Origin of the sequence: Peribacillus sp. NPDC096379, from assembly GCF_044762875.1 — a bacterium.
In the GTDB taxonomy this organism is placed as follows: domain Bacteria; phylum Bacillota; class Bacilli; order Bacillales; family DSM-1321; genus Peribacillus.
On record NZ_JBIWFD010000001.1, the window covers coordinates 38,379 to 61,387 of the forward strand.

General features: G+C 37.9%; 19 protein-coding genes and 1 pseudogene. 12 read left to right on the forward strand and 8 right to left on the reverse strand.

All coding sequences use genetic code 11. The features are described from left to right. Positions 1-10 precede the first annotated feature (10 nt). From rbsB to ACIQZI_RS00290, 4 genes are all read left to right on the forward strand, one after another. Entirely contained in the window at positions 11-928 is a 918-nt protein-coding gene (rbsB, locus tag ACIQZI_RS00275) for a ribose ABC transporter substrate-binding protein RbsB (RefSeq protein WP_403067923.1), read from the forward strand. Positions 929-1,392: 464 nt separating this feature from the next. Beyond that, positions 1,393-2,598 carry an MFS transporter gene (locus ACIQZI_RS00280; protein ID WP_403067926.1) on the forward strand — a complete coding sequence of 402 codons (1,206 nt, stop codon included), beginning with the start codon at positions 1,393-1,395 and terminating at the stop codon, positions 2,596-2,598. 196 nt (positions 2,599-2,794) lie between these two features. Continuing rightward, positions 2,795-3,355, forward strand: coding sequence for a TetR/AcrR family transcriptional regulator (locus ACIQZI_RS00285; protein ID WP_403067929.1), 561 nt, complete (start codon positions 2,795-2,797; stop codon positions 3,353-3,355). Between the two features lie 364 nt (positions 3,356-3,719). Further along, a complete protein-coding gene (locus ACIQZI_RS00290) occupies positions 3,720-4,160 on the forward strand; it encodes an SRPBCC family protein (RefSeq protein WP_403067932.1) in 441 nt (146 codons plus the stop codon). A gap of 545 nt (positions 4,161-4,705) precedes the next feature. Here ACIQZI_RS00290 and ACIQZI_RS00295 read toward each other — a convergent pair. Continuing rightward, positions 4,706-5,929, reverse strand: a complete 1,224-nt coding sequence (locus ACIQZI_RS00295; RefSeq protein ID WP_403067935.1) for a helix-turn-helix transcriptional regulator — start codon at positions 5,927-5,929, stop codon at positions 4,706-4,708. Positions 5,930-6,160: 231 nt separating this feature from the next. On the opposite strand from ACIQZI_RS00295, the gene ACIQZI_RS00300 reads away from it, so the two are divergent. Beyond that, positions 6,161-7,585: an MFS transporter gene (locus tag ACIQZI_RS00300; RefSeq protein ID WP_403067938.1), complete on the forward strand. Its 1,425-nt coding sequence runs from the start codon at positions 6,161-6,163 to the stop codon at positions 7,583-7,585. A gap of 254 nt (positions 7,586-7,839) precedes the next feature. Here ACIQZI_RS00300 and ACIQZI_RS00305 read toward each other — a convergent pair. After that, positions 7,840-8,592: pseudogene (locus ACIQZI_RS00305) on the reverse strand (ABC transporter ATP-binding protein). Between the two features lie 721 nt (positions 8,593-9,313). After that, positions 9,314-9,940: a LysE family translocator gene (locus ACIQZI_RS00310; protein ID WP_062175755.1), complete on the reverse strand. Its 627-nt coding sequence runs from the start codon at positions 9,938-9,940 to the stop codon at positions 9,314-9,316. Between the two features lie 475 nt (positions 9,941-10,415). Here ACIQZI_RS00310 and ACIQZI_RS00315 point away from each other — a divergent pair, with 475 nt between their 5' ends. Then, positions 10,416-10,577: a hypothetical protein gene (locus ACIQZI_RS00315; RefSeq protein WP_172796805.1), complete on the forward strand. Its 162-nt coding sequence runs from the start codon at positions 10,416-10,418 to the stop codon at positions 10,575-10,577. A 90-nt stretch (positions 10,578-10,667) separates the two neighbouring features. Here the strand turns inward: ACIQZI_RS00315 and ACIQZI_RS00320 are convergent, their stop codons facing one another. Next, positions 10,668-11,630, reverse strand: coding sequence for a LacI family DNA-binding transcriptional regulator (locus ACIQZI_RS00320; protein ID WP_062175757.1), 963 nt, complete (start codon positions 11,628-11,630; stop codon positions 10,668-10,670). A gap of 386 nt (positions 11,631-12,016) precedes the next feature. Between ACIQZI_RS00320 and ACIQZI_RS00325 the strand changes: the two genes are divergently transcribed. The 5 genes from ACIQZI_RS00325 (at position 12,017) to ACIQZI_RS00345 (ending at position 16,443) form a co-directional block, all read left to right on the forward strand. Continuing rightward, positions 12,017-12,787 carry a sugar phosphate isomerase/epimerase family protein gene (locus ACIQZI_RS00325; protein WP_403071901.1) on the forward strand — a complete coding sequence of 257 codons (771 nt, stop codon included), beginning with the start codon at positions 12,017-12,019 and terminating at the stop codon, positions 12,785-12,787. Between the two features lie 15 nt (positions 12,788-12,802). Further along, complete coding sequence (locus ACIQZI_RS00330; RefSeq protein WP_403067943.1) at positions 12,803-13,873, forward strand: Gfo/Idh/MocA family protein; 1,071 nt, start codon at positions 12,803-12,805, stop codon at positions 13,871-13,873. Positions 13,874-13,913: 40 nt separating this feature from the next. After that, a complete protein-coding gene (locus ACIQZI_RS00335; protein WP_403067946.1) occupies positions 13,914-14,948 on the forward strand; it encodes a Gfo/Idh/MocA family protein in 1,035 nt (344 codons plus the stop codon). 5 nt (positions 14,949-14,953) lie between these two features. Next, on the forward strand, positions 14,954-15,922 hold the full coding sequence (locus ACIQZI_RS00340; RefSeq protein WP_062175765.1) for a sugar phosphate isomerase/epimerase family protein: 969 nt from the start codon (positions 14,954-14,956) through the stop codon (positions 15,920-15,922). Positions 15,923-16,071: 149 nt separating this feature from the next. Beyond that, positions 16,072-16,443 (forward strand): VOC family protein, encoded by a 372-nt coding sequence (locus ACIQZI_RS00345; protein ID WP_403071904.1) that lies wholly within the window; start codon positions 16,072-16,074, stop codon positions 16,441-16,443. A 118-nt stretch (positions 16,444-16,561) separates the two neighbouring features. Here ACIQZI_RS00345 and ACIQZI_RS00350 read toward each other — a convergent pair whose 3' ends face one another. Both ACIQZI_RS00350 and ACIQZI_RS00355 read right to left on the reverse strand, forming a co-directional pair. After that, the gene (locus ACIQZI_RS00350; RefSeq protein WP_403067950.1) at positions 16,562-17,017 is read right to left on the reverse strand and encodes a CBS domain-containing protein; all 456 of its coding nucleotides are present in this window, start codon (positions 17,015-17,017) and stop codon (positions 16,562-16,564) included. Positions 17,018-17,235: 218 nt separating this feature from the next. Next, the gene (locus tag ACIQZI_RS00355; protein WP_403067953.1) at positions 17,236-18,141 is read right to left on the reverse strand and encodes a TetR/AcrR family transcriptional regulator; all 906 of its coding nucleotides are present in this window, start codon (positions 18,139-18,141) and stop codon (positions 17,236-17,238) included. Positions 18,142-18,342: 201 nt separating this feature from the next. Here ACIQZI_RS00355 and ACIQZI_RS00360 point away from each other — a divergent pair, with 201 nt between their 5' ends. Next, positions 18,343-19,845 (forward strand): DHA2 family efflux MFS transporter permease subunit, encoded by a 1,503-nt coding sequence (locus ACIQZI_RS00360; protein ID WP_403067955.1) that lies wholly within the window; start codon positions 18,343-18,345, stop codon positions 19,843-19,845. Positions 19,846-20,275: 430 nt separating this feature from the next. Here ACIQZI_RS00360 and ACIQZI_RS00365 read toward each other — a convergent pair whose 3' ends face one another. Continuing rightward, positions 20,276-20,611, reverse strand: coding sequence for an SPW repeat protein (locus ACIQZI_RS00365; protein WP_403067958.1), 336 nt, complete (start codon positions 20,609-20,611; stop codon positions 20,276-20,278). 705 nt (positions 20,612-21,316) lie between these two features. Beyond that, entirely contained in the window at positions 21,317-22,903 is a 1,587-nt protein-coding gene (gene pckA, locus ACIQZI_RS00370) for a phosphoenolpyruvate carboxykinase (ATP) (protein WP_403067961.1), read from the reverse strand. Positions 22,904-23,009: the final 106 nt, after the last annotated feature.

Below are 23,009 nucleotides of genomic sequence, written 5' to 3' on the forward strand. Positions count from 1 at the left end.
AGTGGTTATTTTGAAAAAATTATTGGTCGTATTTCTATCACTAACACTCTTGCTCTTAAGTGCGTGTTCAATGGAACCGCCTAACTGGGCAAAGCCTGCAAAAAAAGAAAAAACAACGGATATTAAAATAGGACTTTCGATATCGACTTTAAACAATCCGTTTTTCGTATCTTTAAAGGATGGTGTCGTGAAAGAAGCGAAAGCTCTAGGTATGGACGTGAAAGTGGTGGATGCACAAAATGATACTGCCAAGCAAAGCAATGATGTTGAGGATTTAATTCAGCAAGGTGTTGATGTACTGTTGATTAACCCGACTGATTCAGCTGCCATATCATCAGCTGTTCAATCTGCAAATGCAATTGGCATTCCTGTTATCACGCTCGATCGCTCTTCAGATAAAGGCGATGTCGTAACCTTGGTTGCTTCAGATAATAGTAAAGGTGGCGAAATGGCAGCTGAATATATGGTTGAAAAGCTTGGAAAAGCTGCTGTAGTAGCGGAACTTGAAGGAGTACCTGGTGCTTCGGCAACTCGAGAAAGAGGGAAGGGATTCCATATGATTGCGGATACGAATCTTCAGGTAATCGCTAAACAATCAGCAGATTTCGACCGGACAAAAGGGTTAACAGTTATGGAAAACATCATTCAAGCAAATCCAACGATAAAAGCTGTGTTTGCACATAATGATGAAATGGCATTAGGTGCCATTGAAGCAATCAATAGTTCAGGTAGAGATATTATGGTGATTGGCTTTGATGGAAATGAAGATGCCCTAAATGCAATTAAAGCAGGAAAGCTTGAGGCAACAGTGGCTCAACAACCAGAATTAATTGGCAAACTTGCAGTTGATGCTGGACGTGATGTGTTAAGTGGAAAAAAAGTTGAGAAAATTATTCCTGCTCCGCTTAAGCTTGTAATAAAAGAATAATATGGTTAAAAGGGTTCTAATGAGTAACGATAGATAGTAAACGCTTTATTCGATTGCAGTTCGCAAAACAATCGAAAGTGTAGAGCGGCTCAACTACTATACTGAAAATGTCCTTGACTCCAACTATAAAACCCAGCTAATCTTCTCATGTGAAGTAGCTGGGTTTTATAGTTGTATGTTCAAAATATCTCCTAAAGTGATAGTTTATGAGACAAACGAAGACTTTTTAAGCATAACAGTGTCAGAATTAGATGTTTATGATGAAATAAGAGGAAAGTTTTGTGATCTTTTTGTATAGCATCTTGATTTTAAAAACGCTTGGTTTTGATTTCAGTTTTTCAAACTACCTGTAAATATTTTTAAAAACACCTATGAATCTTCTGGATTTAATTTACAAACTGACTTGAGTCAGATATAATGAATTCCATATCTTCGAGATATAATTTATAATGTGGGGGATTCATATGCCTGTTATTACAAAACAAACTTCAAAGGTAAAACTATGGAGCCGTTCTTTTATTTTTGTTATGTTGGCTAATGCTTTATTATTTGGGGCGTTCGAGATGTTGCTTCCGACCTTGCCTCTATTTGTTTCGCGTATTGGTGGAGATGCTACACAAATTGGATTAGTGACAGGAATATTTGTGTTTTCAGCGATTCTCATTCGGCCTTTTGCAGGTGTTCTTGCTACCAAAATGGATAAAAAATATTTATTAATTATCGGCATCGCAATATGTGCTCTATCTTCTGGGGTATACTACCTTTCGTCAGGCATTGGGATGATGATTTTTGTCCGAGTGATTCATGGCTTTGGTTTTGGCTTAGCTACCACCTATTTTACGACCATCGCAGCTGAAAATATTCCTGAGGATCGTCGAGGAGAAGGTATGGGGTATTTCGGTGTGGGAGAGACGATGGCCATGTCGATTGGACCGTTAATGGGGGTTAGTATCCTAGGTAACAATCATTTCGGAAGTTTATTTATGAGTTGTACGGCATTCATTTTACTGGCCCTATTAACAACGATTTTCATTTCTCGAAAACCTAACATGGCAAATGAATTAAGAACGGTAGAAGTTCCAACCACTACAGTCAAGTTGATCGAAAAACGTGTGCTATTTCCATCGATTCTCATTTTTATGACAGGAATAAGCTCTGGTGGAATCATGTCATTCACTACTTTATACGCAATCGATAAAGGATTTGAAAATGTCGCATGGTTTTTCTTCATTGTAGCGATTGCAGGTCTTCTTGTAAGATTGGTTTCTGGTAAAATGTTTGACAACCTAGGACCTGCTTATGTATTAATCCCTGCTGGAGTGATTAGCATTGCTGGTTTTATTGTCCTTATCGCGGCCCAGAATGAGATTGTGTTTCTCTTGGCTGGTTTTCTATATGGCATGGGATTCGGAGCCATTTTTCCTGCTCTTCAAACTGTATGCTTGAATCTAGTGGAAGAACATGACCATGAAAATGCGATCGGATCCTTTTTTAATTTTTATGATTTAGGAATCGGCGGAGGCTCTATTTTACTTGGTATAGTGGCAAAAACCTTTTCCTATGAGGCTGTATTCTATGTAGCGCTCATTACCTATGTCTTATATTTACTCCTATATCTTGTTCATGCTACTTTCGTTTTACAAATGAAAAAGAAGAGAGAATTAGCCTAGAACTATGACTCTCTCCCATTTTATCTCGGTTTAACAGGCTGTAAAACCCCCACCTCAATTTTTGTGAGAGAATCAAGAAATAAATAGGTGGGGGATAAACAGCCTGTAAATCCCCGATTGGTTCAACTAACCATCAGTGGGGGATGCCCTCCACTGATGGAAGTTTTACTTTATTTTGACTTATGGAGGTAAAAAGATGAGCAAAGAACAGATAAAAAAGATAGCGATTAAACATTTTAACCAATATGGATATGAGGGAACGAAGATGGCCCAAATTGCGGAAGAAACCGGAATTCGGAAGCAATCTCTTTCCTATCACTATTCAACCAAAAAGGAACTCTTTTTGGAAGTTTATCAAGATGTTGTACAAGAAGAACGATTGTTTGTTCAGAGCTATTTTAAAGATCATGCAGAAGAACCTCTCGAACATCAGTTGTATAACTTTTTAACGGAACATAAAAATCGTTTTTTAACGAATCCCAATGCTTCATTTATGCTTGTTTTGTCATCTTTTACGCCATTGGAGGTTTATGACTATGTCATCTCCCAATTCCGTTTATATTTGGCCATTCTTAAAGAAGAGGTTGCAGCTTGCTTTTCCAAGCATACCTGTCGTCTAAGTCCCGAAGAATGTGCGATGGCGTATGCCACGCTATTAGACGGTCTCGATGTCCAGTTATTATATGAAAACAGCCAGGCGTATGAAAAAGTACAACAGATTACTTGGAATATTTTTTGGGCTGGTGTTCAAGGGTAAAGGGAAACTTCTATGAGTGGGGGGCATCCCCCATCTAGCTTCTTTTGTTTCCTGGAATCTTAAGGTGGGGGGCTTACTGCCTGTGGAGAGTGGGATAAAAAGTTGGACACGATCCATTCATTGATAGAAATGGTTGTGGCTTTAAAATAAAGTTCGATACTTTGTAAAAAGTTTGATTAAAAGTCCTGTATTGATATGCAGGATTTTTCCTTGTTCAGCAATCGGGCCAGATTGTTGAATAGTGATTGCCATAAAATATTTGAAAGTATTAATATTATAAGATGTAAGTTTATGCTTTTTATGTAATAATTATTTTGTAGAGATGTAAATTTACAATTCATACATAGTGGAAGTGGGGATCATAATGGCAACGGGAACACATACAGTAGAAATTCCAATAGATGTACAAGCAGTTTGGGAATATGTCAGTGATCTTGAAAAATGGGCAACAACAGTACCAGCCTATAAAGAACATGAAATCATAAATGACAATCAATCTATTTGGACATTTGAAGGTAATGTGAAAGGTATTAAAAAAACAATAAAAGCGCAGGTAGATATTACCGAATGGAATGAACCTTCAAATATTAAGTTTGCACTAAAAGGTTTATCAGATAATTTTACAGGAAGCGGTCACTTTACTGCAGAAGATGTTAATGGTAAAACAACAATGACTTGTACCGTGGAAGTCCATGCAGGCGGATTATCGGGTGCGGTGTTAACACCAATCATTAAATGGGCTGTTCCAAAAGTAGCATCTCGTTTAACAGAATCTATCGCACGTAAAATTGCAGTATTCTCATAGTTTTTAAGGATTGAAAGTCGCTTCATTTTGGAGATACCTCCTCTGAAGCAAAGATGATAACCAATGTAATGATAAAGAGTTTTACTAGAAATTTTATAATTAGCGGAAAGGGGGCTGTCCAAAAATGGACGGCCTCTTTTTTCGTTGTGTCACCCATATACTCATGCTAATTCAAATAATTGATGATGGTGATTTTACAATTAGCAGAGTCTTTATTGGTTTTACTTGCTCCCTTTAATCATTCAGCGAAGAAATAAAATGAAATCATATAAAGGTTTTCGACTTCTACGTTAAATATTGGACTTATTACTAAAATACGTTTGGTACACATTTTACTTAAATTAATGGGAGATTTAGTGAAAGTAGATTTAAGTTGTTTTAAAAGTTCTCATCATGTTTTAGTTATTCCATTAAAGGGCGCGATTGTTGAGCACACAGGTAGAAAATGATCAAACTTTTATATAAGCCAATAATGGCATGACTTGGCGAAAGTCTCTAACCCAAAATGCATATCCCACTTTTAAAAGAGTAGACATATGAGTCTTTCATACGTCTACTCTTTTGCCGCTTTTAAACTCCGTTGCTGTCATTCCTTTTACTTCCTTAAATACTTTACAGAAATAATTATAGCTGCTAAATCCTACCATATAGCTAATATCCGTGATTGATGATTGTCCCTGTTCAATGAGAAAGACTGCTTCATCGATTCTTTTCTTCTGAATATAATCAATGACCGTCATATTCATCTCATCTTTAAATTTCTTTGCTATATAGGTCCGATTAAACCCAAGTTCATCTGCTACTGATTGTAGATTGATCGGTTCACTAAAATGAAGATTGAGATACATGAGCACCTGTTTGACAACCGAACTATGTCCTTTCATCGCAAAGCTTCTCACAGCATTACAATATTCTTCTGTCATAGCCACTTCCAACAGATCTATTTCAGATATGGTGATGGTTTCCTCAATCTTTATGGCAAACAGTTCTGAAATTCCATGCAAATATTGTGGAGCTACGCCACCCTTATTGGCTGCCAACCGAAGCATGCTACTGTAGCTGAAAGCAATGTTTTTTCTTGCTCTTAAAGGATTTCCAGGCACCCTGTATAAGAAATCTCCCGAAAATTCTACGAATGTTTCCAGTGCCTTTTCTGTATTCCCTACCTCAATAAAGTGTAAAAGTTTTTTCTCAATCTCATATCTTAGTTTAATATCAAAATCATCTTCATCAAATTCTTGTGGTTGAAGCTCTTTAGGATTGTCTCCTTCATTGCTTACCATTGTGATTATTTGAGATTTTATAGGAGGATGTCCATAGATATTCACTAAAACATCTCCTAAAGCTAAGTATGATTCTCCTATATAAGCAATGGATTTATAATAGCATTCCAAAGATTTGAACGAACTACTTTCCAAATGGTTTTCCTTGATTACACGCCAAATGAAAGAATCTGTTACCCGTTCTTTTAAAAAAGGACCTACTATGACCATCCCTTTATCCGTTTCATGGGTGATAAGAGCTATGGCGAAATAGGAAAGGGAAAAGGAATCTGTTTGAAAACAAAAACTATGTTTCTTTGCCTTCATCAGTGCTTTTTGAAAATGAGCATACATCCCCTTCCTTGTTTCTGTCATGATGAGGGGTTCTGTGTCATCTGAGATGTGTAGAATGGTTCTGAATTGTTCATCCATGACTTCAACATCCATTTTAAAAGCACTTTTGATCATCCAACACTTTTCCGTTAATTCATTTAGTAAGTTCTCCATCGTTTCCCCTTTATCTAAACTCTCATTTCATTATCACACCATCTTAACGTTCAAATTATTTTTTGTATATATCGATAAGTATGATAATTGCGATTTTTTATTTTGTAAGCGGGAACATTATAGCTTCGATTTTGCATAATAACCAACAATAGTAGATGTGAAAACGCTTTTATCATATTATGATGTACCCATATTAAATATTTTAATCTCATTTTTTTAGGAGGAAATCCTATGGCAAATCGTTCAATTGCTAGTGAAATTCAATATAATAACGCCAAACCATGGCAGCTTGTCGCTTTTGCTTTTAACAATTCAGCAACAAATGCTCAATACTTTATGTACCTTATGTTTTTTATCTATTATTGTACAGATAGCTTAGGGCTGTCAGCTATTATCGTCGGTGGAATGATGACATTTTCTCGTATTTTTGATGCATTTATCGATCCAATGATTGGATTAATGATCGATAAAACGAATACTCGTTTTGGTAAATTCAGACCTTATATGTTTGTGGGCATGATCATTATGAACATCTCTACGGTTGGGCTCTATTGGGGGCTTCAATTAGATAGTAACATCGCCATGTATACATGGATTGCAGTTTGTTACGTCATTTGGAACGTTGGCTATACTTGTTCTACGATTTGTACAAAGAGTGCTCAAAATGTTTTAACGAATAATCCAAAGCAACGCCCACTAGTAAGCGGAATTGACCAGGTTATCATGACTGGACTCGATATTCTTATTTTCTCCTTTGGTATGATCATTTTAAATTATTTTGGTGGGGTAGAGGATCCTTCTTCATTTAGAAACTTTGCTTTTATGATTGCAGGGTTTACCACTTTATTCACGATCATTGCAATGGCTGGTATCTGGAAAAAGGATAATGAAAATTACTACGAAGTAAAGGATATGACTAAAAAGGAAAATCAGATTAAAATAAAAGATTTCATTTCTATTATTAAAGGTAATAAAGCGCTTCAAATGCTGATTGTTGCGGGGTCTTCAACGAAAATTGCGACTTCCATTCAAAGTTCAGCAACGGCTTACTTCTTTATGATTGTCATGGGTGGTGCGGAATTTCAGGCAATCGTCAACGGACCTGCAACCTTTGTTAGTTTAGCAGGTGCCTTTATCGGTGTTGGCTTAGCTGTCTATTTAGGATTAAAAAAATCATTTGTGATTGGTCAAATTCTCAGCATTGTTGCTGCGGCCATCCTTTTAGTCATTCGACCATTTGATGCGGGCTCTGTTATTCTAGCGGTTGTTTTAATCTCTTTCTTCCGTTTAGCCGAGAGAATGGCTGATACGAATCAGATTCCAATGATTGCTGATGTAGCCGATTATGAGCTTTGGAAAAACGGACGTTTCATTCCTAGCATGATTGCCACTGCGTTCTCGTTTGTGGATAAAATGGTTAGTTCTCTAAGTGGTTTATTATTAGGAGCTGTACTTGGAGCTGCACATTATACAGCAGGGATGGAAGTCACTCCAACACTATACTGGTCTATATTAGGACTGTACTTTGGTGCACCGCTAATTGCTCATATCATTGCATTGATCGCGATGAAGAAGTACCCAATTAACAAGGAATTCTATGAAAAAATGACAAAAGAGAATCAGGAAAGAAAAGCAAAGATGGAAATGGGAGCATAGTAGCCATGTAATAACCGAGAGTGCTTTTACAAAAACATATATCTGGAGTGACTTTTATAAGGATAGAAGAGAAACGAATATCTTTTTAGAAGAGAAAAGTGGGATGTATGAACAATTAATGGGTGTTGATATCGATTTGTAAGATCATTTTAGCAACATGTAAATGAATGAAAAAGCAGTAAATGATAAGCAAAACTCTATGGGGATGAAGCAAACTTTGTACAATCTGATCATCAATAGTTAGACAGAAAAATTCATTTGTACATATGAATGCTTCTAATAAAAAGGGACCGTTGCATCTTAAAGGCAACGGTTTTTGTACGTATCATGGATCTTAATGATCGGCCAATAGGAACGCAAAGGGGTGTTTGATCAACAGGATTTTCAATAAGACAGCGCTCTAGTCCGAAGACTTCTTTAATCATGTTGGTGGTAAATCCTTTTTGGGGCGGCCCCTCTTGATAAATTTTCCCCTTAACAATGCTAATGAGATGATCAGCGTATTGCGCTGCTTGATTTAAATCATGTAAAACCATAACTATCGTTCGACCGTGAGTGATGTTTAAGTCACGCAGTAATTCTAATATTTCAATTTGGTGCGCTAGATTTAAATAGGTTGTTGGTTTATCTACTAATAAAAGATCTGTATCTTGAGCTAAGGCCATTGAAATCCACGCTCTTTGCCTTTATCTCCCAGATCATTGATCCAATGTACGATTTGCAAAATCAGTCATTTTTGTTGCCGATAATGCACGTTCTACAATTGAATGATCTTCCGGAGTTTGTCTAGAAAATAAACCTTTATGTGGATGTCTACCGTAGTAACATAGATCTTTGACGGTTACATCTTCTGGGGCCTCGGACCTTGAGGTAAAATGGTTGATTTACCACAACCATTGGACCCAATAATAACGCTAATCTTACCTTTAGGAACTTCTAAACTGATAGTATCAAGGATTTGAGTTGATCCGTAAGAGAGAAAGTTGTTCTGCTGATAATGTTGTCATAATTGATCGCCTTTCTTATGCCTTTTTTCGTTCAGAACGTAATAAATATAAAAAATATAGTGCCCCAATGACTGCTGTAATAATTCCTGCTTGGCATATTGCCCCTAAAGCTATTGTATTAGGTTACTTGAAACTATTGAAGTATCTCGCAATGGAGAACTAAAGGAATTTAAGGGAGTAGGGAAATTTTAAATAGAGGAAAATACTTTAGCATCAATTTATCCCGGCTTAACAGGCTGTAAAACCCCCACCTCAATTTTTGTGAGAGAATCAAGAAATAAATAGGTGGGGGATAAACAGCCTGTAAATCCCCGATTGGTGAGATACAGTGAAACTACCGCTGTGCTCTTCAGCGGTTTAGTTGAACCAATCGGGTTCGTACTGTCGCTTTATCGAAGATTTAGCGACAGTAGAACGGGACTAACCATCAGTGGGGATGAAAAAACCCCCACTGATGGAAGTTTCACTTTATTTAACACCGACGGAGCCAATGAAGGATATAAAATCTATACATATGATTTCCAAAAGGACAAAAATAGAAAATTAATAAAATGATGCTATGTTGGTAAGAAAAGCTGTAATACCAAACAAGAGGAGAAATATAAAAAGCCTGTATCAATGATTACTTGGTAATCATGATATAGGCTTTTTAACTCAAGAGTTAATTATCATTATCTATATTTAACTCACTGTTTGTTTTTTTGATGAGCTTCAATTCGAATTAGCGACTTTGAAACGCCACTTTTAAACCAAGTCCGAGATAGATGGCTCCGACAATTTTACCGCTAAAGCGGCCGAGCCAAGATATCCGTTTAACAAGCCGCCCGAGTGGACGAATGCAAAAGGCGATAAGTGTCGTATAGATCACACCTAAGAATACAAAGATTAGGCCGAGAAACAAGAATTGGAGAACAGATGTCCCTTGTTCAGGGTGAACGAATTGTGGCAAAAATGCTAGAAAGAAGAGAGCTGTTTTTGGGTTAAGAACTTCTGTTAAAATGGCCTGACCATACGTACTTAAAGACGATATCGGGGAAACCTTTGGCAGTTTAGGATCAGATGGCTTTTCTAATATCGCACGAATGCCGAGATAAATTAAGTAAGCAGCACCTGCAAACTTCACAATATTAAAAGCAAGTGCAGATGTCATCAAAATGGCGGAAAGTCCAACCGCGGCAAATATAGTATGAATCAAATCGCCAGTCGCGAGTCCAATACCTGCAATTACGCCTGCTTTACGCCCACCTTGAACAGTGCGAGTGGCCGTAAGAAGAACAGCCGGACCTGGAATTAAAAAGAGCCCAATTACGACTGCAATAAACGCTCCTAAAGTAGAAAAATCAAACATTGGGGTTTCCTCCTATTCCTTCAATACCGTCAAGTATAGTAGAGGATGAATCGTAAATCAACAGCCATTCAAAAGTTTAAAAACAATTCGTTTGGAATGGTATTCATGATCATAAGGAATGTTTAGAATAATATGGTAATATAAAGAAAAGTAGGGAATCAATCGCTTCAGATAAGTGATGTCTACATTTTGATTGTCAGACTGTCCAATTGCTGTCTGAATGATATGAAAATTAGGAAGATGCGTATATAAGTGCATGTTCAAAAAGGAGGATAAAAAGAGCCGAGAAGTTCGAGGAGTGCATCCCGAGAGGACCGTGGAGACAGAGGTTTGAAGCAATTCGCAAGCTTTTTTACCGGACTTTTTGAACATCCCCCTATAATTAGAATGTGCGTCATAAGCTCAAAGAAATGACAAATAGCCATCTAAAGGTGAGTAGAAAAAGAGAATTCAAGGATTACTGAGGTGAAATAGAATGGACAATCAATATTTTGTTGGTTGGGGAACACTTGCCCTTATTAATGCAGGATTAGCGCAAGGTAAAAACAGGACTGGTTTAAATTGGTTTTTATTATCTTTGCTGCTTGGACCAATTGCAACATTGATCTTATTGTTTTCAGAAAAGAAACCAGATTAAACGATATAAGACTATTTAGTTAAAAAAATAATGATCCCAAATCGAAATTGGAATCATTAACGTACATATTATAAAAGAAAACACTTATCCTTACTGAACAGATCCTCGCTTAATTAACGACACATCAATTGTCTCGTTTGTAACCGGCTCATTGGCAATAAGTTTTACTAGATTACCAGCACAAAGCGCTCCCCATTTATGCTTGGAATAATCAATGGTAGCTAAATTTGGCATGATGTATTGGGACATTTCAATATTATCAAAGCCAATAATATGTATGTGTTTTCCAATTTGATACGTTGTTGTTGACAGATAATCATACATGCCAATGGCCATTTCATCATTTAAACAGAAAACAGCAACAGGTTCTTTGTACTCTTTGACGATTTGATCTGCTGCGCGTGCGCCCGAAAGTTTAGAAAAATCCCCTTTAATTTCCTGATAGTGAATATCATCACATTGTTTTACCGCTGTTCTAACAGCTTGCAGACGTTGATGGGCATCATAAGAAATATCAGGACCTGTAACGATATAAAGCTTTCGGTGGCCTTTTTCAAGCAAATAGTGAACGGCTAAAGCGGATCCGGTTGTATTATCCAGAATCACTTGATTAATGTTTTGGTGTTCAAGTTCTCGATCTAAGACGACTAGTTTACACCCTATGTCAGCATATTTAATTAATTCTTCATCTGAAAAACTCCAATCAAGAACAATGGCGCCATCTATTACTTGTTCTGGTAGGAAACGATGAGATTTCATCCCGTTGCAGACGATTAGTTCATAATCAGTGCTGTTAAGTGTAGCATTGATACCTTGCAGAAGCGGTCCAAAAAAATTACCACTGTAATCGGACATTAAAAAGGCACCGATGATTTTTGTTTCGCGTTTTTTTAATGAGCGCGCGGCGGCATTTGGAACATAGTTCAATTCCTTTGCAATTTCCCGAATTCGTGCTGAAGTAGCTTCCGTTATTTTAGAGCTCCCATTTAATGCATAGGATACGGTTGAAATCGAGACACCGGCATGTTTCGCGATATCTTTAATACTTACCACGATAACGTCCCCTATCTTTTCCTTAACGGTATTATATCGTATTTGATTAGCTGAAAAGTTTCAATGTATATCTCATAGGAAAAAGGCATTCGTGATGGATTGAACGACTACTATTCCTGTGTTTAAATAAATAATGGCAATTTTCTAATAAACCATTGAAAACGGTTACCTGAAGACTTATAATAACTCATAGAATCGTATCGATAGCTTTAGTAATGAGATATAAGTATTTTTATATTTTTTTTATCGTTTATCGAAACGTTTCACTAAAAGTAGTATAACTGAAAACTATGAAAAAATGAATCCGTTTTCAATGAAGAAATAAAATCTAAACTCTTTTCATGAAAGTCTATCCACCTAATAAAATAGTAGAAATGGGGATAAAGATGACAGTGATTCCAATAGCAGTTCAAATGTATTCATTGCGTGAGGAAAGTGAAAAAGACTTTGCTGGTACATTGAAAAAAGTTGCAGAACTAGGCTTTGCTGGCGTTGAATTTGCTGGACTTGGAGGATTGACTGCGACAGAAGTCCGTGTGTTATTGGATGATCTAGGACTGAAAGCTGCATCTAGCCATGTTCCGCTTGTCGAGTTGAAACATAACTTGGCACAAGTAATTGAAGATCAGAAGATATTAGGAAGTACCTATATAGTTTGCCCGTATTTAATGCCGGATCAACGAAGTGAAGAAGATTATAATACGCTGATTCCATGGCTAGATGAGGCGGGTGAAACGTGTCTGCGTGAGGGCATTACCCTTTGCTATCATAATCATGATTTTGAACTAGAACGCATGTCGGATGGAAGAATGGCACTGGAGGCGATTTTTGATGATACAAACGCAGACTATGTGAAAGCAGAACCCGACATATACTGGCTGACAAAGGCTGGGGAAAAGCCGGTAGAGTGGCTTAACCGCTATAAAAATCGAACTCCACTCGTTCATTTGAAAGATATGACGACAGATGGAGAACAATTTTTTGCAGAGCTGGGAACTGGCGGGGTTGATATTGAAGCGGTGCTCACTATAGGAGAAGAAGTTGGTGTTCAGTGGTGGGTGATCGAACAGGATCTAAGCCGAACCACACCATTTGAAAGCATGGAAATCAGTATTAGGTATCTGAAAAAGAAACTTCCTTATCTTCTGAATAAATAAAAAGGGGACGAAAGTATGGCGTTAAACGTAGGCATCATTGGTTGTGGGAATATTAGTAGCATTTACTTAGAAAACAGCCGTCGTTTTCCTGAATTTACTATTATGGCATGTACGGATTTGGATATTGAAAAAGCAAAAGCGGCTGCTGTAAAATATGGCATCCAACATATGGGTAGTGTGGATGAAATGATGGCTTCGCCGGATATTGATATCGTATTAAATTTGACGGTTCCACACGCTCATGCAGCGGTAGCGCTAAAAGCAATCGAAAATGAAAAGCATGTGTATACAGAGAAGCCGCTCGCGATTACATTTGATGATGGCAAGAGAATCATGAATGAAGCCCGTCTCAAACAAGTCACTATAGGATCTGCTCCAGATACTTTTCTAGGCGGAAGTATTCAATTGGCCGGTAAGTTAATCGAAGAAGGTGTGATTGGAAAACCGATAGGCGCATCGGCCTTTATGATGTCACGTGGGCCGGAATCGTGGCACCCGAATCCTGAAATTTTTTATCATGTAGGCGGTGGTCCGATGTTCGATATGGGTCCATATTACATAACCGCACTAGTTAGCTTATTAGGGCCAGTCAACAGAATCACTGGATCTACACGTATTACGTTTCCAGAACGAACGATTACAAGCCCGAAGAAAAATGGAGAAAAAATAACGGTTCAGGTCCCAACACATGTGTCTGGCATTCTCGATTTCGTAAACGGAGCGACCGCGACGATTACAACAAGCTTTGATGTATCAGCGGCGCGGACACCGTTCATTGAAATTTATGGAGAAGGCGGTACAATCAGCCTGCCTGATCCGAATCATTTTAATCAGCCACTTCTAGTGAAAAGACATGGCGAAGAAGAGTGGCAAGAAATGAAGCCTGATGGAGACGCTCATGATAATTTGCGTGGCATCGGACTTGCTGATATGGCTAAAGCAATTGAAGTAGGGAAACAACCACGTGCAAATGGCAATATGGCCTTACATGTGCTTGAAATTATGCATGGAATTCACCGCTCATCTGAAGACGGACGCCATTATTTGCTGGAAAGTACATGTGAACAGCCGCCTTTGTTATCGTAAGAAATTGGTTAATAACGAGAAAAGCTAGGAGGATTAGTTGATGAGTACGTTAAAAGTAGGTGTTATCGGCTGTGGAAGTATAGCGAAATTTCGTCATTTACCAGAGTATTATGCTAATAAAAAGGTAGAAATCGTCGCGGTTTGTGACATTGTCGCAGATCGTTGTGAAAAAATGGCCACGCAATACAGTGCTAAAGCATTTACCGACTATAAAGAGGTATTGAAGCTGGAAGAAATCGATGCAATCAGCGTCTGTCTACCTAACTATTTACATGCACCTGTTTCCATTGATGCGTTGAATGCGGGAAAACACGTGCTTTGTGAAAAGCCGATGGCAACGTCAAAGAACGAAGCAGTTGCGATGATTAATGCTGCGAATATAAATGAAAAAACGCTGATGATCGCACATAACCAACGTTTTGTAGCTTCCCATCAAACGGCCAAACAAATTATTGACAGCGGCAAGCTCGGGAAGATTCACAGTTTTAAAACAACATTTGGTCATCCAGGTCCAGAGGCATGGAGTGTGGATGGTGCAGATAGCTGGTTCTTTAACAAAGAACAGGCTTTTATCGGAGCAATGGGTGACCTTGGCGTCCACAAATCAGATTTAATGCGTTATTTACTGGGAGAGTTTACAGAAGTAGGCGCATTTATTGAAACGACTGCGAAGAAGAATACAGAAGTGGATGACAATGCCGTCTGTATTTTACGAACAGAAAGTGGGATTATCGGTACTCTTACAGCAAGCTGGGCATATGTGTCTGGCGATGACAATTCTACAGTTATCTACGGAGAAAATGGAACCTTACGTTTAGAAGCTGATCCAGACTATTCGTTAATTGAAGAATATCGGGATGGCAAAGTGATTCATCATAAGCTTGATAAAATTCAAACGAATGAAGATGGTGGCCAGATAAATTCTCATGTCATCGACCATTTTGTTGAGTGCATTTTGGAAAATAAAGAACCACTCATCACGGGTGAAGAAGGTTTGAAATCACTAAAGGTTATTCTAGCGGCACTTGAGTCACAGGAAACAAAAAAAATTATTTCATTGGAACAGGGAGTGTAATTGAAATGAAATTAGGCGTATTTACTGTATTATTTGCAAATAAATCATTTGAGGAAATGCTTGATCACGTGAAAGCTTCAGGGCTTGATGCAGTTGAAATCGGTACAGGCTGCTATCCAGGGAATGCCCATTGCCCACTTGATGAGCTTTTAGAAAATGAGCAGAAGCGAAATGACTATTTAGAAGCTGTCACATCACGCGGTTTAACGATCAGTGCATTTAGCTGTCATGGCAATCCACTCACACCAGACAAAGCCTTTGCCGAAGAGTCGGATACTGTTTTACGTAAAACGATTAAACTAGCGTCTCTTCTTCAGGTTCCAGTCGTTAACGCTTTTTCTGGTACTGCTGGTGACAGCGACGAAGCAAAACAGCCGAACTGGCCCGTCGTTCCTTGGCCTGCGGAATATGGGGATGTGTTAACATGGCAATGGGAAAACAAATTGATTCCATATTGGAAAGAAATCGGTGAACTGGCTACACAACATCATGTGAAAATTGGTCTTGAATTGCACGGTGGCTTCCTTGTTCACACGCCATATACGATGCTAAAACTACGTGAAGCAACATGTGATGCAATCGGTGCGAACTTAGACCCTAGTCATATGTGGTGGCAAGGAATTGATCCAGTTGCTGCGATAAAAATCCTTGGTAAAGCTGGTGCCATTCACCATTTTCATGCAAAAGATACGTACATCGATCAAGACAATGTCAATATGTACGGATTGACAGATATGCAGCCATACGGAAACGTACAATCACGAGCATGGACGTTCCGAAGTGTCGGCTGTGGCCACAGCATGCAGGAATGGTCAGATATGATGAGTGCACTTCGTACATATAACTATGATTACGTTGTTAGCATTGAACATGAAGATGCGATCATGTCCATTGAAGAAGGCTTCTCGCGTGCAGTAAAAAACTTAAATGACGTTTTGATTCGTGATTCTTCAGGCGATATGTGGTGGGCGTAACAGTATGTGTAATTGAAAAGAGGCAAAGTGCCTCTTTTTTTGGCGTAGAAAGTAAGTAGATTTAGCTGCTCTTATTGTTTGTCTAAGTAAAAAATTTTCATAATGGAATATAATTGGAGTGTAACTAGAAGGTTAAGGAGGAGAAAATGATGTCTTTTAGCTTTACAGGCATTCACCATGTTCAATTAGCCGCACCACCAGGTTCGGAGGAAGTAGCAAGAAAGTTTTTTGTAGGAATTTTAGGATTTGAAGAAATCGAACAACCGGAACCAATGAAAATACGAGGTGGCGTGTGGTTCGGATTTGGAAACTATCACCTTCATATTGGCATCGAAGAACCGTTTTCTCCTGCCAAAAAAGCTCATCCAGCGTTCGAGGTAAAGAATATAGAGGCTTTGAAAATTCATTTGGCTGAAAATAACATTCCTTTTATAGTCGACACAGATTATCCAGGGGTAAACAGAATTTATATCGAAGACCCTTGGGGAAATCGAGTGGAAATTTTAGAGAAATGTATGTAACGAATCCCTTCATAAAAAGAGAAGGGGGGAAGTAATGCAAAACCCAAGGAATAGAATTCCTGGGTTTTGTTTTTCATGATGAAATTATGCTGTGTCCTTATTGTTTATATTGAAAACTTTAAAGGATTGTCTGAAAAGAGTGACGGATGACATCCCCGCGGCTAATGATTCCAGCCAATACCCCATTACGCACGACTGGTAATTTTTTTATTCGTTTTTTTCCTAAAATGGCTGCAATATTTTCAATATCTTCATGATATTCAACTGTGATAACCTTTTTCTTGGCAATATTCAATACGTTTAAATCAAGTATTTTCTTTGCCCTTGCCTCAAATTCCTCATCGTCTCCTTTTAACACGTTCATATAATAGAAGGAGCCTACAATGATATCCTTATGCTTGCCAATATGTCTCATAATATCACCATCACTTATATAAGCGATGATTTCATTTCTGTCATTGATGACTGGAAGCCCGCTTATGTGGTACTCAATAAATTTCTTGATGACGGAACGAATGGTATCGCTTTCGAAGACCTTGTAAACATGACGATTCATAATTTCATATGCTTTCATATTAGTCCTCCTAAATATTAGCCATGGAAAGTGGAACGCGTTACTATGTAAGATCCTTTCGTTTCCCCGATTGTACAAGAAAGACTAAAGTTGTTCTCGTTTAAGGTGAGCGTTTTAATTAATTCAACCAAATTTGAAATTTTGGATTGTTCCGCAATTATCCTCTTAAAATCACTCATCATTTGATTGGGTCTAGAATTCTGATTATAAAGAATTTTCTATGCGATTGGGTAATACTTCATATTTGCTAAAATTTGCTCGTACGTTATAAATTCATTTGTGTAATTAAATTCACTCCCTGTTTTCAATGTTGTTAATGCACTTTCAATTAAAAATTGTTTAGATTCCTCTTTCTTATTCATGGTTTCTTCTTGTATAAAATATAACAAATTTAAATACGTAGTTAATTTCGGATCATTCGGTTCCAATTGCTTCTCTATCACCTTTTTTATATTCAATGTTGCAATAGATAATTCATTGTTGAAAAAATTATTGTGATTTGATTGTGGATGTAGTTGATTCATATTTTCTCGTACGAATAAATGAATGTCCTTGCTGCTAATATCATCTAGAATCGTCATTACACGATCCAAACAATATTTAGCCATTTGCTGTATGGATATCATTCTGTTTAGAACTTTACTTGTATGCATCATATTTTTCAACATCCCACTATAAAGCACCGCACAATCCACCATATATCTTTCTTGGCTTTTCGGGAAAATATTTAAAAAACGTTCATATATCCAATTTAAAAAGAAATATCTCGACTGCTTTATGAATATAATGAGCTCTGGGTCATTGGATACGAACACATCCTCAATGAGTTGAATAATTTTATTTTCCCAGCTAAGCTCCATCATAAAACTGACTTGCTTAATAAAAATGTCCTTGTCTGTAATGTCTTCGCCAATGAGAAGTTTATCTCTTTCTAATTTCGTGTTATCTTGTATCAGATTGAACACCGCTTTAAACAATTCACCTTTAGAAGTAAAATAATTATAAAAAGACCCCTTCGAAATCCCGCTATGGTTCAAAATATCTTGAATGGATGTAGCATGATACCCTTGTTCAATAAATAATTCATATGCTTTATCTATGACATTTCTTTTATTCTTATTCACTATTTGTCCTCCTTTCAAGGTAAGTCAGCTCCATTATTTACTAACATTATACCATGAATAAACCATAAGTATAATTTTATACTCATGGTTTATTTTTTTCTTGATTGTTTATTCTGTAGATGATAGTATGAGTCCTATGGAACCATCGGTACAATATTGGACCGTTGGTATAGGAGGATTAAAAGGAGGAGAATACTTTATATGTCAGAGAAACAAATGAAACCCTCATATGGCATACTGGCCATTTTAATGACAGGTGCTTTCGTAGCCTTATTAAGTAATACGTTACTAAATGTCGCACTACCATCCATTATGAAGGAATTTGATGTCAGTGCTTCAACCGTACAATGGTTGTCAACAGGTTATATGCTAGTAAACGGGATCTTAATTCCGACAACAGCATTTTTAATTAAAAAATATACGGCGAGACGACTATTCTTAATCGCTATGGCATTATTTACAATTGGTACATTAATTAGTGGATTTGCGCCGAGCTTTTCAGTGTTACTTGTAGGACGCATGACACAAGCTTCAGGGGCAGCATTAATTATGCCTTTATTAATGAACGTACTCTATACATCATTTCCACCTGAAAAACGTGGTTCTGCAATGGGGATGTTCGGGATCGTAATGATTTTTGCACCTGCTATTGGACCAACACTATCTGGCTGGGTCATCCAACACTATAATTGGTCCGTATTATTCTTTATGATGGTCCCACTTATGGTTATCGTGTGGTTTTTAGGCTTCTTTAAATTACGCGATCAAAAAGAAAAAAGTAATGATACAATCGATGCCTTATCAGTCGTATTATCAGCTCTAGGATTCGGTGGGATTTTATACGGATTTAGTTCAGCTGGTAATACAGGTTGGGATGCACCAAGTGTATATTTAACAATTATTGTTGGTGTACTTGCATTGATCGGGTTAGTCGTTCGTCAATTCAAACTAGATGTACCAATGCTTGACTTTAGAGTATACAAACATCCAATGTTTGCTCTATCCTCTATCATTTCGGTGACATTAAATATGGCTATGTTCTCAGCTATGCTACTTATGCCCATTTATCTTCAAAACATTCGGGGGATCTCTGCGATGGATTCTGGTTTACTCATGTTGCCAGGGGCATTAATTATGGGGATTATGATGCCAATTACGGGGAAAATCTTTGATAAATTTGGTCCGAAACTATTGGCCTTTGTCGGTTTAGCGATTATCATTGTGACAACCTACTTATTTAGTCAATTAACAGATTCAACTGGGTACACACATCTAGTGGTACTTTATTCCGTTCGCATGTTTGGTATTTCCATGGTGATGATGCCGATTATGACAAACGGTTTAAATCAACTTCCACCTGTTTTAATCCCGCATGGTACGGCGATGAACAGTACGATTCAACAAGTATCTGGAGCGATTGGCGCTAGTCTACTTGTAACCATTATGTCTAATCGTACATCGATACATGTAGAAGATATGATGGCAGCTGCGATGTCGAAATTAACAACGATGCCTACCGGTGAAGCGCTCGTGGAACTGCAACAACATATTGCAATGGAAGCGACGATTTCGGGGATTAATGATTCGTTCTTAGTATCTACAGGAATCGCTGTTGTTGCATTTATTCTATCCATCTTTCTTAAAAGAACAACGTCTCCAAAACCAGTTAAAGATAAAGAGACAGCTAAAGTATATGAAGGATAATAATGCACAGATTTTCTATAGAAGTACGAGGGCCAGAGATCAATCGGATCTCTGGCCTTAAAATTGGATATATTTACTCATACGAGAGGGATCTATTAAAAATTCTAAGATACGGAAACAATTCAAGGAATGAGAGATTAAATGAGTAAAATTCCCCAGTATTTAGAAACCTAGTTAAAAGGATTCAATGAACGGGTTCTTTGGTCAATGAAAAGAATATGCAAAATTATCCACCTATATGTGAGCCATCGATTAACCGTTGCAGACAGTAGAAAATGTTATCGATTATTGTATTTTTCAAGTTGAATCTGAATAAGAACACATGCAAATAGTATACAAATTTAAGCAGAAAAAACTATGGAATGTTCAAACCGTAGTTTTTTCTGCTTATAGAAAAGGTATGAAAATGTTGATGGTTATTGGATACTATTTAGTCTACAGCTTTGGAGTTTGAATTGGATCCCAAGTTCCATAAGCTAAATAGAATCGTGAATAAACCAAGAATCACGCTTGACCAAACCGCTTCATTTGCTATTGAGTAGATATATGGGAAAATGACAAACCAGACGCCCGTAATTACTGAAACCCAGTTTTGCCACGAATTCCAACCAGGTTTGTCATACCCCCACCATGCTGCGATAATCTGAATGATTCCGAAAACTACACTTAACCACAAAGCTCCTGTTTGATCTGAAAAATCAAAAACCCAAGGTGCGATAATAAACCAGACACCGATTAATGCATTTAAGGTACTTCTTGTTTTCATAATTACCCCTCCTTAAAGTTTAGGAAATCTCTAAAGATTTCCTTGTTGAATTATATGTTTAGAAATAATAAAAATTAACTAAAAATAAAAATTAACTAAAAATGAGATTATATATTCAATTATTAATAAAAGGAAAAAGAGGGGAGTTTATCTCGATGTTTTGTTTGTAGGGGGAGGCCTAGGAATGATGATCGTCCTTCTTTTGCTTATGCTAATTAATTGGAAATGAATAAAGCCTACTAACTAGCCTAGAACAAAATTAAGAACTTACTTGGTGTATGCATTCAACTAATCGGAATGGGATTTTGGTATATCCTTGTTGAAATTGTGGTGGTGGAATTGAAAGACTAAACACGCTTAGATTTATAAATCCAAGCGTGTTTAGTCTTTCAATTTTATCCCGCATTAACGGGCAGTAAGACCCCCACCTCAAGGCTTAGAGGGAATCGAAGAAGCGTATAGGTGGGGGACAACTGCCCGTAAAAGCCCGATTGGTGAGATACAGTGAAATTTACCGCTGTGTTCTTTCAGCGGTTTAGTTGAGCCCACAGGATTGTGGGTCACACAGACGTTGATTAGTCTGTGATTCATTGAATCGGGTTCGTAGTGTCGCTTTATCGAAGATTTAGCAACACTAGAACGGGACTAACAATCAGTGGGGATGAAGAAAACCCCCACTGATTGAAGTTTCACTTTATATCAAAGTCAAATAGTCGGCCCGCCAAGATTCTTGATCGTATCAGAAACGTTGGAGAATTTTTTGAAATTGACTTTGAATTTCTCGGCAAGTTCGGTTGCTTTTTCTGTGTAGGCTGCTTGGTTTGACCAAGTTTTAATTGGTTGAAGGACTTCGTCTGGAACCCCTGATATATGAAGGGGGATTTCAAGACCGAAGATATCGTCGTGAACGGTTTCGATGTGATTCAATTCGCCTTCAAGGGCAGCTTGAATCATCGCGCGCGTGTAAGCGAGCTTCATTCGGCTTCCTGTCCCATATTCTCCGCCTGTCCATCCTGTGTTTACTAGGAAGACTCTAGAGTTGTTCTCATCGATTTTTTTGCCGAGCATTTCGGCATAGTGTGTCGCTGGTAATGGTAGGAATGGCGATCCGAAGCATGTTGAGAATGTTGCTTCTGGTGTTGTAACACCCCGTTCTGTTCCAGCCAATTTACTTGTGTAGCCACTTAAGAAATGGTACATGGCTTGTTCTTTCGAAAGCTTCGAGATTGGAGGCAACACGCCAGAGGCATCTGCCGTTAAGAAAATGATAGTATTCGGGTGACCAGCAACACTCGGATTAACGATATTACCGATTCCTTGTAGCTGGTAAGCGGCACGTGTATTTTCCGTTAATGTAGCATCGTCATAATCAGCTACACGTGTGTCTGGATTCACAACTACATTTTCCAACACAGCACCAAAGCGAATGGCGTCGAAAATTTGCGGTTCTTTTTCGCGTGAAAGATTGATGGTTTTGGCATAACAACCGCCTTCGACGTTGAAAACGCCGCTAGACGACCAGCCGTGCTCGTCGTCACCAATTAATTTCCGGCTTGGGTCAGCGGATAAAGTGGTTTTACCTGTCCCAGACAAACCAAAGAACAAAGCAACATCACCCTCTCTGCCGACGTTTGCTGAACAGTGCATCGGAAGAACTCCTGCTTCGGGGAGCACGTAATTCATGACGGAGAAAATCGATTTCTTCATTTCTCCAGCATATTCAGTTCCACCGATTAATACGGTACGTCGTTCAAATGAAATGATGATGAACGTTTCTGATTTCGTTCCATCTACTGCAGGGTCCGCTTTGAAGTTAGGAGCGGAAATGACCGTAAATTCTGCTTGGTGACCGAGTAAATCTTCATCAGTCGGACGCACAAACAATTGATGGGCGAACAAGTTGTGCCAAGCATACTCGTTGATAACCTGAATGGGAAGTCGGTGCTGTACATCTGCACCAGCAAATCCTTTGAATACAAAAATCTCTTCTTTTTGTTTTAGATAGTTTATTACTTTATTGTAAAGGTTTGCAAAAGTATCTTCAGAAATAGGTTGATTCACCGGACTCCAGTCGATTTTGTCTTTGAACACTAATTCTTCCACTATATATTTATCTTTAGGAGAGCGTCCTGTATATTTGCCTGTTTCTGCACGAACTGCGCCCGTTGATGTAAGAACTCCTTCATTTCGTTTAAGAACTTTCTCAACTAATTGAGGAACAGAAAGCTGTACGTTTACATTTGATCCAGCTAATAATTGATGTAACTCATTTGAAATGCCCACAGTATTCATATATGAGATACCTTCCTTCACCCTTATTTATAGAAATAGTATAACACATTGACTTTATTAGTCTATACTAATTATAGTATTTAACACATTTTTTTCTGAAATAGGT

What these genes read in the sequence shown, in the direction of transcription:
- ACIQZI_RS00280 (WP_403067926.1), top strand. Translation starts at nt 1,393, where the DNA reads ATGCCTGTTATTACAAAACAAACTTCAAAGGTAAAACTATGGAGCCGT.
- ACIQZI_RS00285 (WP_403067929.1), top strand. Translation starts at nt 2,795, where the DNA reads ATGAGCAAAGAACAGATAAAAAAGATAGCGATTAAACATTTTAACCAA.
- ACIQZI_RS00290 (WP_403067932.1), top strand. Translation starts at nt 3,720, where the DNA reads ATGGCAACGGGAACACATACAGTAGAAATTCCAATAGATGTACAAGCA.
- ACIQZI_RS00295 (WP_403067935.1), bottom strand. Translation starts at nt 5,929, where the DNA reads ATGGAGAACTTACTAAATGAATTAACGGAAAAGTGTTGGATGATCAAA.
- ACIQZI_RS00300 (WP_403067938.1), top strand. Translation starts at nt 6,161, where the DNA reads ATGGCAAATCGTTCAATTGCTAGTGAAATTCAATATAATAACGCCAAA.
- ACIQZI_RS00310 (WP_062175755.1), bottom strand. Translation starts at nt 9,940, where the DNA reads ATGTTTGATTTTTCTACTTTAGGAGCGTTTATTGCAGTCGTAATTGGG.
- ACIQZI_RS00315 (WP_172796805.1), top strand. Translation starts at nt 10,416, where the DNA reads ATGGACAATCAATATTTTGTTGGTTGGGGAACACTTGCCCTTATTAAT.
- ACIQZI_RS00325 (WP_403071901.1), top strand. Translation starts at nt 12,017, where the DNA reads ATGACAGTGATTCCAATAGCAGTTCAAATGTATTCATTGCGTGAGGAA.
- ACIQZI_RS00330 (WP_403067943.1), top strand. Translation starts at nt 12,803, where the DNA reads ATGGCGTTAAACGTAGGCATCATTGGTTGTGGGAATATTAGTAGCATT.
- ACIQZI_RS00335 (WP_403067946.1), top strand. Translation starts at nt 13,914, where the DNA reads ATGAGTACGTTAAAAGTAGGTGTTATCGGCTGTGGAAGTATAGCGAAA.
- ACIQZI_RS00340 (WP_062175765.1), top strand. Translation starts at nt 14,954, where the DNA reads ATGAAATTAGGCGTATTTACTGTATTATTTGCAAATAAATCATTTGAG.
- ACIQZI_RS00345 (WP_403071904.1), top strand. Translation starts at nt 16,072, where the DNA reads ATGTCTTTTAGCTTTACAGGCATTCACCATGTTCAATTAGCCGCACCA.
- ACIQZI_RS00350 (WP_403067950.1), bottom strand. Translation starts at nt 17,017, where the DNA reads ATGAAAGCATATGAAATTATGAATCGTCATGTTTACAAGGTCTTCGAA.
- ACIQZI_RS00360 (WP_403067955.1), top strand. Translation starts at nt 18,343, where the DNA reads ATGTCAGAGAAACAAATGAAACCCTCATATGGCATACTGGCCATTTTA.
- ACIQZI_RS00365 (WP_403067958.1), bottom strand. Translation starts at nt 20,611, where the DNA reads ATGAAAACAAGAAGTACCTTAAATGCATTAATCGGTGTCTGGTTTATT.
- pckA (WP_403067961.1), bottom strand. Translation starts at nt 22,903, where the DNA reads ATGAATACTGTGGGCATTTCAAATGAGTTACATCAATTATTAGCTGGA.